Consider the following 14,711-nt stretch of genomic DNA (forward strand, 5'->3'; position numbering starts at 1 on the left):
GCGGTCCTAGCGGTCCTAGCCGTCGAACGATCAGTTCGCCGCCTTCGCCTTCGTCACCTGCACGCTTTGCAGCACCGGCGCGGCGGCGGTCTGATACTCCGGCACCCATCTGCGCAGGTCGCGGCGCACTTCGTCGTCCGACAGCACGCGATGCTGCATGAGCCACGGCAACAGTTCGTCGATGAACCCGTCCGGCACGCCCCGCGCCTGCGCGATGCGCAACTTCGGATGCGGCGTGCGCGTGGTGGTTTCGTCGTCGGCGAGCAGTTCTTCGTAGAGCTTTTCGCCCGGACGCAAACCCGTGAACACGATGCGAATCTGCTCTTCACTGTAGCCATAGAGGCGAATCAGGTCGCGCGCCAGATCGACGATGCGCACCGGCTGCCCCATGTCGAGAATGAAGATTTCGCCGCCGCGCCCCATGCTCGATGCCTGCAAGACCAGCTGCGCGGCTTCGGGAATCGTCATGAAGAAGCGCGTGATTTCCGGATGCGTGACCGTCACCGGGCCGCCCTTCGCGATCTGCTGCTGGAACTTCGGGATCACGCTGCCCGCGCTGCCGAGCACGTTGCCGAAGCGCACGGTCTCGAACTGCGTGCGCGGCGCGGTTTGCTGCAACGCCTGACACGTCATCTCGGCGAGGCGCTTGCTCGCGCCCATCACGTTGGTCGGATTGACGGCCTTGTCCGTGGAAATGAGCACGAAATGCCGCACGTCGTGACGGATTGCCGACCGCGCGACGCGCAGCGTGCCGAGCACGTTGTTGCGCACGGCCTGCCATGCGTTCTGTTCTTCCATCAGCGGCACGTGCTTGTAGGCCGCCGCATGAAACACGATATGCGGCGTGAAACGCGCCATCGTCTGATCGAGCAGCAGCGAGTCTTTCGCGTCGCCGACCACCGGCACTACCGAGAAGTCCGGAAACTTCTCGTGCAACTCTTCGATCAGGCGATACATCGCGTATTCGCTCAAGTCATAGGCGACGAGTTGCGCGGGCGAGAAACGCAGAATCTGCCGGCACAGCTCCGAACCGATGGAACCGCCCGCACCCGTCACCATCACGACGCGACCGTGCAGCAGTTGCTCGACGTGCGGCATGTCGATCTTCACCGGCTCGCGGCCGAGCAGGTCTTCGAGGTCGATCTGGCGCACGCGCGAGAGGAAACCGCCCTCGCCTTGCGTCAACTGGTTGAGCGCGGGCAGCACCATCACCTTGACGCCCGCTCGCACGCAAAGCGTCGCGACGCGCCGCTGCTCGTCGACGGATGACGACGGAATCGCGATGATCGCGTAGTCGGTCTTGTACTGCTCCGCGACCTTCGACAAGTCGCTGAACGAGCCGAGCACCTTGTGGCCGAGCACTTCGCGGCCTTGCTTGGCGGGATCGTCGTCGAGCAGACCGACGAGACGCCATTCCGACGACCGCGCGAGTTCGCGCGCCAGCATCGCGCCCGCCGTGCCCGCGCCGAGCACGATTACCGGCTTGCCTTGTCCGACGAGGCCGCCGTACAAATAGAACTCCTTGCCCGCGCGATACAGCGCGCGCGCGCCGCCCATCGCAAGGAACAAAAACAACGGCGCGACGATCAGCACCGAGCGCGGAATCACGGGCGTGGGCTGCGCCATCACCGCGCCGATCATCACGACGAGCGCGCCGACCGCGACCGATTTGGAGATGCGCATCAGATCCGGCAGGCTCGCGAACACCCACATGCCGCGATACAGCCCGAAGACGCGGAACATGACACCGTACACGGGCAGCACCCACGTCAGCGCAACCAGCGCGCCGTGCCGGAAGTCGTGCGGCACCGTGCCGTTGAAGCGGATTAGGTAAGCGGCGAGCCAGGTGCCTGCGACCGCGCAAAGGTCGAACGTGAAGGCGCCTGCGGAAAGCCATGAAGCTTTGGATCGAATCATCCGCGACTACCTTAAGAGTGTTCGGAGGCAAGCGCCGCATGGCGCCGCCAGTATGTATCGACTGCGAGTCCCGCCACCACCAGAACGATAGCCCAGGCCGCGACCGCCGCCCACTGCGCCACTGGCGCAAGCGCGAGCGCCCAGTTGGCGAGCGCGACGCCCGCCAGCATCAGCGCGTACCACGCGAGCGCGGTGCGAGCGTGGCCGACGCCGAGCCGCACCATGCGCTGATAGTAATGCTCGCGATGCGCCTGCCAGAACTGCTCGCCCCGCGCGAGCCGCCGCAGCAGCGTGACCGATGCATCCCCAATGAACGGCGCAAACACCAGCGCTGGGAACCACACCGGCCACGTGCCCTTCAGCCAGCCCCAATAACCGAGCGCCCCTGCCAGGAATCCTAGAGGAATCGACCCTGAATCGCCTAGAAATATTCGTGCCGGATGGAAGTTGAAGAGCAGAAATCCCGCCGCCGCGCCCGCGATGGCGGCGCTGGCGATGCCCAGATCGATCTGCGGCACGGGGCCGGATAGCGCCGCGACCGCGTAGCCGCCGAAGCCGATGAGCGCCATGCCGCCCGCGAGCCCGTCCGAACCGTCCATGAAGTTGTAGAGATTGACGAGCCAGACCATCAGGAAGCCGACCGCGACCAGCGCCCACCAGGGCACCGGAGCCGGGTTCAGCGCGATCAACAATGCCACGGCGGCGACATGCGCCCCGAACCGCACCCGCGCAGGCAGGCCGCGGCGGTCATCGATCTGCGACACGGCGGCGAGCGCGGCGGCGAGCACTGCGGCGAGCCACATCGACGGCGTGAGCAACAGCATCGCGATGACGGCGACCGGCACGATACCCCAGCCGCCCACGCGCGGCGTCGGGCGGGTGTGCAGCGAACGATCGTTCGGGATATCGGTGGCGAGCCGCCACGCGAGACCGGTGCGCAGCAGCGCGAAAAGGATCGACGCGCAGACTCCGAGCGACGCAGCCGCGACCCATACGGCTGCTGTCCACGGCGAATGCACGAGGAAAGGAAACAGCGAGGCACTCATTTCCCGATTGGCCTTGTGTACGTTTTTTAACCTAAGCCGATGATGCCGGTTTCGCGCTGACCCGCGTGTTACCGGCACTTATCGGTTGTTACCGGACGTTATCTCGCCGCGATCCGGCGGGAATCAGCGTCCTTGTGCCGCACGTTGCTGGAGAAACCACGCGGCGGTGGCTGCGAGACCCGCCTCCAGCGAGTACGAGGGGCGCCAGCCTAGCACATTGCGGATATGGGTCGAATCGACACGCAAGCTGCCGGTGAGCCGCTCGATCTGCGCGGTTTTGCCGGTGAGGCGCCCCGCCGCCTGCAACAGCCCGACCGGCACGGGCAGAAGACGCGCCGGACGTTTCAGATGATGCCCGAGCCGCCGCGCGAGTTCGGCGACGCCGGGATCTTCGCCGTCGGTCACGTGGAAGATCTGGCCGGCCGCGCGGGGATTCGTCGCGCATTCGACGAGCGCGCTCGCCAGGTTATCGACATAGACGAGGCTTCTTTGCGCCGTCACCGCGCCGATGGGCAGCGGCATGCCCTTCTCGACGGCCCGCATCAGCGCCAGAAAGTTGGCGCGCACCTCGGGACCGTAGACGAGCGGCGGACGCGCGATGACGATTTCGAGCCCGGTGCGCGCGCCGAACTCCTGAAGCCTGACTTCGGCTTCCGCTTTGGAGACGCCATACGCGTCCGGCGGATGTCGCTCGTCGGTTTCCTTCAGCGGCTCGCCGTGGTCGAACTCCGCGAGCGCCTTGATGCTGCTCACGAAGACGAAGCGCGTCGCGCCGGCGCGGCGGGCGGCGTCGGCGGTCTTCAGCGCGCCGTCGACATTGACCGCGCGGAAGGCGGCGAGCGGATCGGCGGCGGCGTCGCGCATGACGTGCACGCGCGCGGCGAGGTGAATCACCGCGTCGCAGCCTTCGAAGATGGCGGGCGTGATGGCTTCGAGCGAAGCAACCTGCACGGTCTGCGGGCCGGCTTTCTGCCGGACGATGCCGAGCGGCTCCTTGCCCGCATCGAGCAACGCCCGCGTGACCGCGCGGCCGACGAAGCCGTTCGCTCCCGTAACGGCGATGCGCCCGGTCATAGCCATTTCCAGCCGAAGCGGCTAAAGAACTTGTACGCCGACGCGATGAAGAGCTTGATGTGCGTCCAGCCCTTGCCGGCCGCGTCGCCGCCGTGATGCAGCACGCGCACGGACGGCACGTAGGCTACGCGCGCGACGTCGTGCGTGCGCAGGCTCAGATCGTAATCTTCGAAATAGAGGAAATAGCGTGGATCAAACCCGCCGAGCTTTTTCAGGACTTCCGTGCGAAAGAGCATGAAGCAGCCGCTGACGATGGGCGGGTCCCAGACGATGTCCTTGTCTCCGATCACGTCGCGCATTTCGTATCGCGCGAGTCGCGCTTTGAATGGCGCTCGCAGGCTGCGCGGAAGGAAGCCGCGAATGAACAGGTCGAAAACCGTCGGGTAGCGGCGGCAGAGGAATTGCCGGCTGCCGTCGTCTTCGATGATCTGCGGCGAAAGGAGGCCGACTTCCGGGTGCGCGTCCATGAAGTCGATCGCGTGGCTCAGTGCGTCGGCGTCCAGTTCGATGTCGGGGTTCAGGATCAAGTGGTAACGGCTCGATGCGCGCTCGATCGCGAGGTTGTGGCCGCGGCCGTAGCCGACGTTGCCCTGGCCTTCGATGAGCTCGACCTGGATTCGCGCTTGCCCGGCGAGCGCGGACCAGTCTATCGCCTCGTCTGTTCCGTTGTTGATGAGATAGAGCGGCGTCGAGCCGGCTTGCGTGGCAACGCGCGTCGGAGTCAAAGCGGTACCCAGCGTATGGAGCGTGCGCTCGAGAAGCCGACGGTGTGGGCGATAGACGACGAGAGAGACGCTTATCGGTTGGCGCGGCGTGGCCTTATTGAATTCGGCGTTCAACTGCATCCTTCATTGATGGAGGTTCAAAACCTGCCCGTGCCGATGATACGGGCGCTTCACGGACCGGTGTCGTATTTTCGCGCAGATGACCGCGCGGCAGGAAGTCGTTATTCGTGCACCTTCTTGCGTGGGTTTGGGCACGCGCGCGCCGTCCAGATCGAGCGCTCGACGCAATCACGCTGTCATCGTGAAACTGGCTTGCTCCGGTGTACATCAACTCCGGTTTGCAGGCGCACCGGTTCACTGAAGGTAGAAACGCTGAATGACGACCGGAACGAGCGAAGCGAAGCTGAACAGTGGAAACATCGCGACAGACGCAACCATGACCGACCGGCAGCGCATAAGGCTCCGCGATTGCGCGGCCTGCTTCGAATGCAGCGATGGCAAGGCCAGTGCGAGCAGCGGGAAAACCGCGAGGAAGTAGCGGCCTTGCACGCCCATCACCGCCGGGCCGCTCACCGCCGTCCACGCGAGGTACAGCGATGCGAAGATCATCAGGATCGTTGCGAAGACCGCCAGAAGCGGCACCGCTGATGCGGCTCGCTCGCGTCTCCGAGCGCCATCGGATATCAGGCAACCGACGGCTAACGCAATACAAAGCATCACGAATGCAACGACGTAATAACCGCGGCGAAAGTAGGTGTCGAGCCAACCGAGCGCACCGACGAAGCTCTGAAAATAGAACGCTCCGTTCAGCTTCAAGGTCGTGGCGGCGATCGCAAACACTTTGCCCGGATGCCGGGAAAGGTAGAGCAGTTGCTTCGATACCGAATGAGAAGGCCCGAAGTCGGACCACGCGTGGTATCCGAAGGCAATCACCGCCAGGGCCGACAACGCGACCGTCATCGCAACGAAAACTAGGCGGCGACCCCACTCATACCTGTCCGGTCGATCGGACATGTTCAGGCCCGGATGCAGCAGCATGACGACCAAACCTGCAAGAGGCGGCCGCGCCGATATGCACATCACAAGCGCCGCGACAACGAGCGCAGCGTACTTGCCGGCGAATGCGCGCTGATCGTGAATGAGTCTGTCCATCGCAGCGATGATGAGGAAGCAGAGCGGCAGCACAGTGACCTCCTGGCTCACCGACGAATAGATCATCATCGTTGTCGGCAACAACGCCGTCGCGAAAATCAGAATGGACGTGCGGCGCGAGATCGCGACAGCCAGAACCGTCGATGCGATGCTGAACAGAAGCCCCGTCGCACAGGCAAGTGCATATGTGCTGTGTACGCGCATGCCGGCGGCACGCCCAACGGCAATGGCGAGAGCCTGCGGCACGTAGGCGAACGCCGGATAGATTGCGGTATTCGGAAAGCTGACTCTCTCCATGCGCCCGGACCAGACGAGGTCGTCGGTGGCCGTTCGCAGAGCGCTCGTCGCCTTGACCTCCGCGTGAAACGGCATCTTCGAATACGCGTTCGCAAAAGCAATGGCGGAAGCGTCAACGTCCCCGCCCGACGTGTCGTCGTATCTCTGGCCGAATAAATGGCCCTCCGAGATCTGAGCGGAGCGAAAGAAATGCGCGAGCGCATCGGGCGTCTGAAACGGTGGCGTAGCCAGCAGAAGAAATATCCCACAGGCCAGCGAGTAAGCGAGCAACAGCGCGCAGAGCTTTACGGGCAGTGGCAGGCGCGCGATCTGGCAAAACGCTGAAACGGATTCCGTCGGCATGAGAGTCGTGTTCGATTGAAGTTCGGGATCCACGGCGGCTTCTCGTCCGCGCGTGCCCGCCAATCCAGCCCGGTGGCCGGCATTCTAACGCGCCACTGTCGCTGGTCTGCGGTCACTGTCGAGCGAACCGCAGCCGCATTGCCCGGCCGTCACGAGTCGCGTGGCGCAGGCACTCGTTGTCGAGCGGCGGACCACTACGACTACAATACGCACGCCGGCGCAGCCCTTGTTCGCCAGCCGCAGCCTTGTACTCAATGTCGAGTGTCTATGCTTCAATCTACAAAACCGCTTCGCACCGCTGTCGTCATTCCTTGCTACAACGAGGCCGCTGCGATTGCAACCGTCGTGAGAGACTTTCGAACAAGTCTGCCGCACGCGGACATCGTCGTGTTCGACAACAACTCGAGCGATAACACTGCGAGCGTCGCACGCAACGCAGGCGCAAGCGTCATATCCGTCTCGCTGCAGGGAAAAGGCAACGTCGTGCGCAGGATGTTCGCAGACGTCGATGCGGACATTTACGTGATGGTAGACGGCGACGCAACCTACGATGCGTCGGCGGCACCCGCGCTGATCGAGACGCTTCTTCGCAACCGGCTCGACATGGTGGTCGGCTCACGCTTGTCCGACGAGCAAACCGCCTATCGCCTCGGGCACCGGTTTGGAAACGTGTTGCTGACGCAATGCGCGGCTGCCATCTTCGGCCGGACATTCAAGGACATGCTGTCGGGCTACCGCGTCTTCTCACGGCGGTTCGCTCGAAGCTTTCCTGCTCACTCGGCGGGTTTCGAGATCGAGACAGAGTTGACGGTCCATGCGTTGGGCCTGCGCATGCCGGTTGCGGAAATCGTGACCAACTACAAGTCGCGCCCTGAAGGTTCGACGAGCAAGCTGAACACCTATCGCGACGGGCTTCGGATCTTGCTCATGATCGGCAGGTTGTTCAAGTCGGAGAAGCCACTGGCTTTCTTCACGGCCGGCTTCCTCGTCTGCACGCTGATGTCGGTCGGCTTCGCGATCCCGGTGTTCGAAACTTTCGTCAAAACGGGGCTGGTACCGAGAATTCCTACCGTGATCCTCAGCAGCGGCCTCATGCTGCTGGGTGCCATCCTGCTCATTTGCGGCATCGTGCTCGATACCGTCACGCGGGGGCGCAATGAGATGAAGCACCTCGCTTACCTGTCGTCTCCCCCGCTGGCGAGCGAATTCGACAATGACTGACTGGCAGTCTCAGTTCATTCGCTTCGGGGTTGCGGGAGCCATTGGCTTTTTCGTCGATGCTGGCGTGCTATACGCGGCATTGGGGCTCGGAGCGGGGCCGCACATCGGACGCGTCATCTCATTTCTTTGCGCTGCATTCGTCACCTGGCGAATCAATCGGCGCTACACGTTCACGACTGAAACAGGACGCTCGGCCTCGCGTGAATGGATCGAATATCTGCTCGCGATGTCGGCGGGCGGCGCGGTCAACTACATCGCGTACGCGATCGCCCTGCGCCTTCTGCATGACGGCGCTTATCGCCCGGGAACGGCAGTCGCCATCGGTTCGCTTGCAGGCATGTGTGTGAATTTCGCGGCAGCCAAGTTCTGGGCCTTCAGAAACTGAAAAGCAGCACACATCTCGATGGATACGACGACGGCAAGCGATCGGACGCATAGGTTTCGACGCATCGACATGAACAGTCCGCGATCGCTCATGCGCGCGTCCTGGATCCTTCCACTGGTTTTCGGCTTGTTCTCGCTGGCTCAGGGCGCGGACGCCAACTGGGACTTACGCAATTATCACCTGTATAACGCGTTTGCTTTCCTTCACGGAAGGCTGTCGGTCGACCTGGCTCCTGCTGGTATGCAGAGCTATTTCAACCCGCTGCTGGACGTGCCCTATTACCTGATGACGATGCATCTGCCGCCCATGCTGGTGGCCTTCATCATGGGTGTCATGCACGGTTTGAACTTCGTCCTGCTGCTCGGAATCTGCCGCCTCACGCTGGACGATCTGCCCGAGACCGCGAGGTATCGGACGCCTTTCTGGCTCGCCATCGCCGGCTGTCTGACGGCCAACTTCCTGTCTGGCATCGGCAACAGCATGGGCGATGATACGACTGCCCTCTTCAGCCTCGGCGCGCTGCTCGTGCTGTTGCAGGTGTGGCCACGACTCGCGCAGCGCAGCGCGCGCGTCATGGCAATGGTGGTGATTGCAGGGATCGTCTCCGGTGCAGGCGCCGGCCTCAAACTGACGACAGCCGTGTTCTCCGTCGCGTTGTGCGTCGGACTGCTCGTCGCTCCCGTGTCGTTGCCAAGGCGCGTGCTGACCGCGTTCCTCTTCGGCGTGGGCGTCTTGGCGGGACTCGCGCTCACTGGAGGCTTCTGGTTCGCGCAGATGTGGCATCAGTACGGCAATCCGCTCTATCCGCAGTTCAGCTCGGTTTTTCCGAGTCCACTCACCTCATCGGTGGCGATCGTAGATACGGTCTGGTTTCCCAAAAACGTGTGGGAATCCCTCGCATGGCCATTCATCTTCTCGGTGGACCCGCGCCGAGTCGGACAAGCCCGTTTGCATCAAGTGATTTGGGCTTTGGCCTACGTTTGCTTCTGGTGGTGGGTGGGCGCGCGCGCCGTTCGGCGACTCAGACGCAAAGAAAGTGCGCCGTTGCCGCCCCGTGGCCGATACGTCATTGCATATGTGGCAATCGGCTATGTCGTGTGGATGAACGTCTTCAGCATTCAGCGCTACCTTGTCTCGATCGAACTCTGTCTGCCTCTCGTTATTTATCTGATGCTTCGCCAGATGACAACCTATGAGCGAGCGACCAAGCTGGCCAAGCGCGCATTTATCGCCTGCTCTATGCTGGTCGTGGCCGGCGGCGCGCATTCGTGGGGGCATGAACGTTGGTCGGGCAAGATGTTTTCTATCAATCTGCCTCCCCTCTCCGCTGCCGAAAGGACGACCGTCATCCTGACCGCCGGCGACCCGCCGCTCGGTTGGCTGGTTCCGATGTTTCCCGAATCGGTCGCATTCGCCACGATCAGGTCAGCTTTCCCGCAAGCGCGGCCTGCGTACGACGAACGGATTCACGCGATGGCGCATTCGCGCGGCGGACCGGTGTATGCGCTGATCCCGGCCTACCTCGACAAAGGCGCGTACGATGCCGCGCGAAACGCGCGTGAGATCGCGGACTCACAGACTGCTCTCGCAGACTACGGCTTCGTGCTCGACGTCGGTTCTTGCAAGCTTTACGACGCCCGCATCGGAGCGGGAGTGTATCCGTATCAATGGTGTCGCGTGGAGAGCGCGCGGTAGTTGATGACTCGCGACGGCCGACCTCTTTGCCTCGCGGCTGGGCGCCGCCATGGCGCATCGCTTCTCCGGGCTCCCTACGTCGCTCTCGTGAATGAAGTGCGGCAGTCTGGCCCGGCTCACGACGAGCGGTGAAAGGGTTGCGGGCACGGCGTCCGTTTGAACGACGTGCCCGCAGCCCTCGTTGCGCCCAAAATCAGATTCGGCGGACGTCCTTCACCCGCCCGTGCTCCATCTCGACGATCATGTTGCAAAGGTCATCGATGATGTCCTTGTTATGGGACGCAAGCACCAGGATGTCCGCGTTACCGACGAACTTGGTCATATGTGCTTCCGCCTTCTTGACGAACGATGCGTCGCCGACGCTCAGCCATTCGTCCATGAGCAGCACATCCGCATGCATGCTCGTCACGATCGCGAAAGCGAGTCGCAAGACCATCCCGCTCGAATAAGTGCGAACCGGCATCTGCAGATAATCTCCGAGCTCGGAGAACTCCGCTATCTGCGGCGTCAGCCGCACCATCTCGGCCTTGGACGCGCCGAGGATAAGACCGCGAAGCACGATGTTCTCGTAGCCGGTAGCTTCGTAGTCGAGCCCCAGCGTGAGGTCGAGCAGGCTGGTCACTCGTCCCTTCGAGCAAAACCGGCCCGTCGTCGGCTCGTAGATGCCGGCTAGCATGCGCAACAGCGTCGTCTTGCCCGCGCCATTATGGCCGACGAGGCCGACCCGGTCGCCCGCCTTGATTTCCAGCGTCACATCTCGCAGCGCCTCGACAACTGTGAGCTTCCGGCTATTGGCCGCGATGCGTCCGCCAGTGGCCGCGGACAGGACCATTTGTTTCAGCGATCGATTGCTGGCTCCATAAACCGGCAGGTTAAGGCTGCAGTTACTTAAGCTAAGAAAGGCCATGCTTTAGATCCAGAAAGCGATTCGCGAGCGGAAACGGATGAACAGCGGTATGGCGATCGCGAACAGGACCACGATGCACGCCCCTGCCCCCTCGTACAACGACGCATCCGGCATAGGGCCATAAAGCGGTCCGCGCACAAGTTGAATAAAAATATACAGCGGGTTCCACTCGGCGAAATAGGCGCGATGACCGAGCGCGTTCGGCTTCCAGAAGATCGGCGTGAGGAAGAAAGCCAGTTGAACCACGCTCCCCACGATCGGCTGCATATCCCGGAAACGCGCGCAAAAAATTCCCAGAATCAGCGAAAGCGGAACTGCGGCAATGGCAATAAGAAGCAAGCCCGGGATGGCCATGAGCCATTCGACCTTCGGAGAAATGCTCAGATACAGCATTACCGGGATGTACGCCAGAATGTTATGAGCGAAGAACAGGAAGTTGCGGTAGACACTGCGGAAGATATGCAATGTCAGCGGCAAGCGCACAGACCGCACGATGCTGTCCGCGCCCGTGAAGACGATGCAGCCTTCCAGAATCAATGTGGACACGAGTCCCCACGTAATAATGCCTAGCGCCAGGTACGGCACGAAGTCTTCGGTGCTGAAGTTGAGCAGCGCACCGTAAAGCGGGCCCATTGCCGCGATGGTCACGGCCATCGTCAAGGTGATCCACAACGGTCCCAGGACCGAGCGGCGATAGCGTTGCCTGATGTCCTGCCAAGCCAAGGTCGACCAGATGGGAAAGGCCTTGATGCCGTCGACGAGGTCGCCTAGTGCGCGTGAGGCTCGACCCTCTACCGGCATGTTGGAAGTGTCTTGCATGTGAGCCTGTTTCCTCCTGAATGCTTATAAGTCCGCGAGCGGCGACGAACCGCGCGTGAATACGGGGTCACCTGCCTCCAGTAGCGACGTTACGCGGATAAGGCCACACATTGTAAGCGGGGGATGGCGGTTTCCAACGACGCCGCCGACTAAAGGCGACTGAAGGCGACTGAGCGACCGTTCTGCGGTTGCGCAGGTTTGCTGAAACCAAAATTCTACCTCAGTCATCCGCTGAGCCGCCCGCCAAAGCCTCTGAAGCTATACTACAAGGTTTGAGCGGAATTCTTCCCGGAGCGTCCCTTATGCCGAAGGACAACGTCAATACGTCGCGGCCGCAGCACAGCGGCGACCTCGAAGCAACATCGGCACAGCAGGTCGCCAGCCAGGAACGTGTCATGGTCGACGGCGAGAACATCGCGGAGGAACCGAAGGCCGCGAGTCGACACGACCCGCAGAATGTCATTGCGGCTCAAGAGCGCACCATCGCGCGGCTTCAGGCTGATCTACAGGCAATGCGCGATTCAATGTCGTGGCGAGTGACGGCGCCGCTCAGGATCGGTGTCACTCGCATGCGGCGGCTGCAGCGGGCATTGAATTCCGTCTCACAGCATCTGCGCATGCGTGGGGGCGTCGGGCCCGCGCTGACGCACTATCACGCGATTCTTCGAAGAGAGGGATTCGACGGCGTGCGCCGCCGTGCTGTCCGCATCTTGCAGCCCACCGCGGGGGACACGTCTCCCGAGGCCTACGCGGCATGGATCCGTCGCCATGACAGCATCGATGCGGCGAAACGAGCGCAGCTCACGGCGGCAGTGGGAGAGTTCAAGTCTCAGCCGCTCATCTCCGTGCTCGTGCCGGTCTATGACAGCGACTTGCAACTCCTGACCGAAATGGTTCAGTCGGTCCGTTCGCAGATCTATCCGCACTGGGAACTCTGCATCGCCGACGACGCTTCGACGAAACCGGAGATTCGCCCCTTCCTGGAGCAACTCGCGTCCGAGGATGCCCGCGTGAAGGTCGTTTTCCGCGAGCGGAATGGCCACATTTCCGAAGCAAGCAACAGTGCGCTCGGCATTGCGACCGGTGCGTTCATCGCCCTGCTCGACCACGACGACATCTTGCCGGAGCACGCCCTTTTCATGGTCGTGAAGGCGATCAATGAGTATCCCAACGCGCGGCTTTTTTATAGCGACGAAGACAAGATCGAACTCGACGGCACCCGGAAGGCCCCTTACTTCAAGAGCGACTTCAACCAGGAACTCTTCCTCGCGCAGAATCTTTTCTCGCATCTGGGCGTGTATGACGCGGCATTGATCAGGCAAGTCGGCGGCTTCCGGCGAGGGTTCGAGGGTAGCCAGGATCACGACCTCGCGCTGCGTTGTATCGAGGCCGCCGGAAGCGAGGCGGTCCGTCATATTCCCCATGTGCTTTATCATTGGAGAGTCACGCCCGAAAGCACGGCGAGCAAGGGAGGCGCCAAGCCGTATGCGCTGGATGCGGGCATTCGGGCGGTCAATGAACATCTTGCGCGTATCGGTATCGACGGCAAGGCGGAGCGGCAAGGACCGGACATCGACCTGATTCGTGTCCGCTATGGCGTGCCGGCGCCCGCACCGTTGCTTTCGATCATCATCCCTACGCGAGACGGCGTGGAGTTACTTCGCCAATGCATCGAGAGCATCTTCGCCAAGAGCACCTATCCGCGCTTCGAGGTGATCGTAGTCGACAACGGCAGCGTCAAGACAGAGACGTTCCAGTACTTCGATACCCTCCGAGGCCGGCCTAATGTGCGGGTGCTCAGAGACGACCGGCCCTTCAACTTCTCGGCACTGAACAACGGCGCGGTCGCGCAGGCGAATGGCGAGTTCATCTGCCTGTTGAACAACGACATCGAAGTTCTTTCGCCTGACTGGATGGAAGAATTAGTGTCGCTCGCCGCTCAGCCCGGAAACGGCGCAGTCGGTGCTTGCCTCTGGTATCCCAACGACACATTGCAACATGGCGGAATCATTCTCGGACTCGGCGGCATCGCCGGGCATATGCATTACAAAGCCCCGCGGCATTCGTTCGGCTATTTCGGCCGCGCCGTGTCGACCCAGAATCTCTCAGCCGTCACCGCAGCCTGCCTCGTCATCCGAAAATCCATTTACGAGGCCGTGGGCGGATTGGACGAGGAACTGGCGGTCGCATTCAACGACGTGGACTTTTGCATCCGAGTACGTGAAGCCGGCTATCGGAACGTATGGACGCCGCATGCGTGGCTCTACCATCACGAGTCCGCTACGCGCGGCTCCGACATGGCACCCGAGAAAGCCAAGCGCTTCATGAGCGAAATCGGATGGATGGAGAGCCGTTGGGGGGAATTGCTGCTGCGCGATCCGTTCTACAACCCGAATCTCACGCTTGAAACTTCCGGGCAGCCGTTTGAGTTGGCAAAGCAGCCGCGGATCGGGCAATTCGAATGCTAAGTCACTCGATTATCAGCACGCGATGATTGGCGTACTGAGTCGCTGTTCGGTGTAACGACCACGCGGCGAGAGATACCGCGTTGGTCACCAAGAAATCGGTGTACGAAATAACGATGTCTGAAGCTAATGATTTTCCGTGCGTGTGGCTAACAGGTCTTTCCGGCGCCGGCAAGTCGACGATCGCGAATGGACTGATCGCCGTCTTGCGACAACGCGGTCACGCGGCACTGCTGCTCGATGGCGATGTGTTGCGCAACGGGTTGAGCCGCGACCTGTCATTTTCTGTGCAAGATCGCGCGGAGAACGTGCGGCGCGCAGCGGAAATTGCGCGCCTCGCGGCCAATGCCGGGATCGTTCCTGTGGTTGCGCTGATATCGCCATTGCAGTCCGAGCGCGCGCGCGCCAGGGACATTGTCGGCGCTGGCCGCTTCATCGAAGTCTTCGTCGACACGCCGCTAATGTTATGCGAAGCACGCGATCCGAAGGGACTGTACGTGCAGGCACGCAAGGGCGCCATCAAGGAATTCACCGGAATCAGCAGCCCGTACGAAGCGCCGGAATCCCCAGACCTACGTCTTTCGACTGAAGGCTCCAGCCCCGATCAGTGCGTTCAGGCGATCATGGACCACCTGGCTCGCCGCGCACGCCCAGCGTCCCCTTGAT

At 62.1% G+C, this 14,711-nt stretch carries 12 protein-coding genes; 5 read left to right on the top strand and 7 right to left on the bottom strand.

Going from position 1 to position 14,711, the window contains the following annotated elements; all coding sequences use genetic code 11:
- Nucleotides 1-30: 30 nt before the first annotated feature.
- The 5 genes from NCR37_RS10200 to NCR37_RS10220 all read right to left on the bottom strand — a co-directional run bounded on the left by NCR37_RS10200 (nucleotide 31) and on the right by NCR37_RS10220 (nucleotide 6,553).
- Nucleotides 31-1,917, bottom strand: a complete 1,887-nt coding sequence (locus NCR37_RS10200) for a polysaccharide biosynthesis protein (protein WP_250472891.1) — start codon at nucleotides 1,915-1,917, stop codon at nucleotides 31-33.
- 11 nt (nucleotides 1,918-1,928) lie between these two features.
- Nucleotides 1,929-2,963 carry an MraY family glycosyltransferase gene (locus NCR37_RS10205; protein WP_250472892.1) on the bottom strand — a complete coding sequence of 345 codons (1,035 nt, stop codon included), beginning with the start codon at nucleotides 2,961-2,963 and terminating at the stop codon, nucleotides 1,929-1,931.
- Between the two features lie 123 nt (nucleotides 2,964-3,086).
- The gene (locus NCR37_RS10210) at nucleotides 3,087-4,037 is read right to left on the bottom strand and encodes a UDP-glucose 4-epimerase family protein (protein WP_250472893.1); all 951 of its coding nucleotides are present in this window, start codon (nucleotides 4,035-4,037) and stop codon (nucleotides 3,087-3,089) included.
- Nucleotides 4,034-4,762, bottom strand: a complete 729-nt coding sequence (locus tag NCR37_RS10215; RefSeq protein ID WP_502800508.1) for a glycosyltransferase family 2 protein — start codon at nucleotides 4,760-4,762, stop codon at nucleotides 4,034-4,036. The genes NCR37_RS10210 and NCR37_RS10215 overlap by 4 nt, the downstream gene beginning before the upstream one ends.
- Before the next feature lie 354 nt (nucleotides 4,763-5,116).
- Entirely contained in the window at nucleotides 5,117-6,553 is a 1,437-nt protein-coding gene (locus tag NCR37_RS10220) for a DUF2142 domain-containing protein (protein WP_250473032.1), read from the bottom strand.
- Nucleotides 6,554-6,820: 267 nt separating this feature from the next.
- Between NCR37_RS10220 and NCR37_RS10225 the strand changes: the two genes are divergently transcribed.
- The 3 genes from NCR37_RS10225 (at nucleotide 6,821) to NCR37_RS10235 (ending at nucleotide 9,854) form a co-directional block, all read left to right on the top strand.
- A complete protein-coding gene (locus NCR37_RS10225; RefSeq protein WP_250472895.1) occupies nucleotides 6,821-7,774 on the top strand; it encodes a glycosyltransferase family 2 protein in 954 nt (317 codons plus the stop codon).
- Nucleotides 7,767-8,159, top strand: coding sequence for a GtrA family protein (locus NCR37_RS10230; protein WP_250472896.1), 393 nt, complete (start codon nucleotides 7,767-7,769; stop codon nucleotides 8,157-8,159). The genes NCR37_RS10225 and NCR37_RS10230 overlap by 8 nt, the downstream gene beginning before the upstream one ends.
- 69 nt (nucleotides 8,160-8,228) lie before the next feature.
- Entirely contained in the window at nucleotides 8,229-9,854 is a 1,626-nt protein-coding gene (locus NCR37_RS10235) for a hypothetical protein (protein ID WP_250472897.1), read from the top strand.
- A 193-nt stretch (nucleotides 9,855-10,047) separates the two neighbouring features.
- Here the strand turns inward: NCR37_RS10235 and NCR37_RS10240 are convergent, their stop codons facing one another.
- Nucleotides 10,048-10,761, bottom strand: a complete 714-nt coding sequence (locus tag NCR37_RS10240) for an ABC transporter ATP-binding protein (protein WP_244847092.1) — start codon at nucleotides 10,759-10,761, stop codon at nucleotides 10,048-10,050.
- A gap of 3 nt (nucleotides 10,762-10,764) precedes the next feature.
- Nucleotides 10,765-11,580 (bottom strand): ABC transporter permease, encoded by an 816-nt coding sequence (locus NCR37_RS10245; RefSeq protein WP_250472898.1) that lies wholly within the window; start codon nucleotides 11,578-11,580, stop codon nucleotides 10,765-10,767.
- A 302-nt stretch (nucleotides 11,581-11,882) separates the two neighbouring features.
- On the opposite strand from NCR37_RS10245, the gene NCR37_RS10250 reads away from it, so the two are divergent.
- Both NCR37_RS10250 and cysC read left to right on the top strand, forming a co-directional pair.
- Nucleotides 11,883-14,048, top strand: coding sequence for a glycosyltransferase (locus NCR37_RS10250; protein ID WP_250472899.1), 2,166 nt, complete (start codon nucleotides 11,883-11,885; stop codon nucleotides 14,046-14,048).
- Nucleotides 14,049-14,128: 80 nt separating this feature from the next.
- Complete coding sequence (cysC, locus tag NCR37_RS10255) at nucleotides 14,129-14,710, top strand: adenylyl-sulfate kinase (protein WP_250472900.1); 582 nt, start codon at nucleotides 14,129-14,131, stop codon at nucleotides 14,708-14,710.
- Nucleotide 14,711 lies beyond the last annotated feature (1 nt).

It is taken from the genome of Caballeronia sp. GAFFF1, assembly GCF_023630705.1.
Lineage (GTDB): Bacteria > Pseudomonadota > Gammaproteobacteria > Burkholderiales > Burkholderiaceae > Caballeronia.

Bases quoted from the DNA above. Each gene is read 5' to 3' on its own strand.
- NCR37_RS10200 (WP_250472891.1), bottom strand. From the start codon at position 1,917: ATGATTCGATCCAAAGCTTCATGGCTTTCCGCAGGCGCCTTCACGTTC.
- NCR37_RS10205 (WP_250472892.1), bottom strand. From the start codon at position 2,963: ATGAGTGCCTCGCTGTTTCCTTTCCTCGTGCATTCGCCGTGGACAGCA.
- NCR37_RS10210 (WP_250472893.1), bottom strand. From the start codon at position 4,037: ATGACCGGGCGCATCGCCGTTACGGGAGCGAACGGCTTCGTCGGCCGC.
- NCR37_RS10220 (WP_250473032.1), bottom strand. From the start codon at position 6,553: ATGCCGACGGAATCCGTTTCAGCGTTTTGCCAGATCGCGCGCCTGCCA.
- NCR37_RS10225 (WP_250472895.1), top strand. From the start codon at position 6,821: ATGCTTCAATCTACAAAACCGCTTCGCACCGCTGTCGTCATTCCTTGC.
- NCR37_RS10230 (WP_250472896.1), top strand. From the start codon at position 7,767: ATGACTGACTGGCAGTCTCAGTTCATTCGCTTCGGGGTTGCGGGAGCC.
- NCR37_RS10235 (WP_250472897.1), top strand. From the start codon at position 8,229: ATGAACAGTCCGCGATCGCTCATGCGCGCGTCCTGGATCCTTCCACTG.
- NCR37_RS10240 (WP_244847092.1), bottom strand. From the start codon at position 10,761: ATGGCCTTTCTTAGCTTAAGTAACTGCAGCCTTAACCTGCCGGTTTAT.
- NCR37_RS10245 (WP_250472898.1), bottom strand. From the start codon at position 11,580: ATGCAAGACACTTCCAACATGCCGGTAGAGGGTCGAGCCTCACGCGCA.
- NCR37_RS10250 (WP_250472899.1), top strand. From the start codon at position 11,883: ATGCCGAAGGACAACGTCAATACGTCGCGGCCGCAGCACAGCGGCGAC.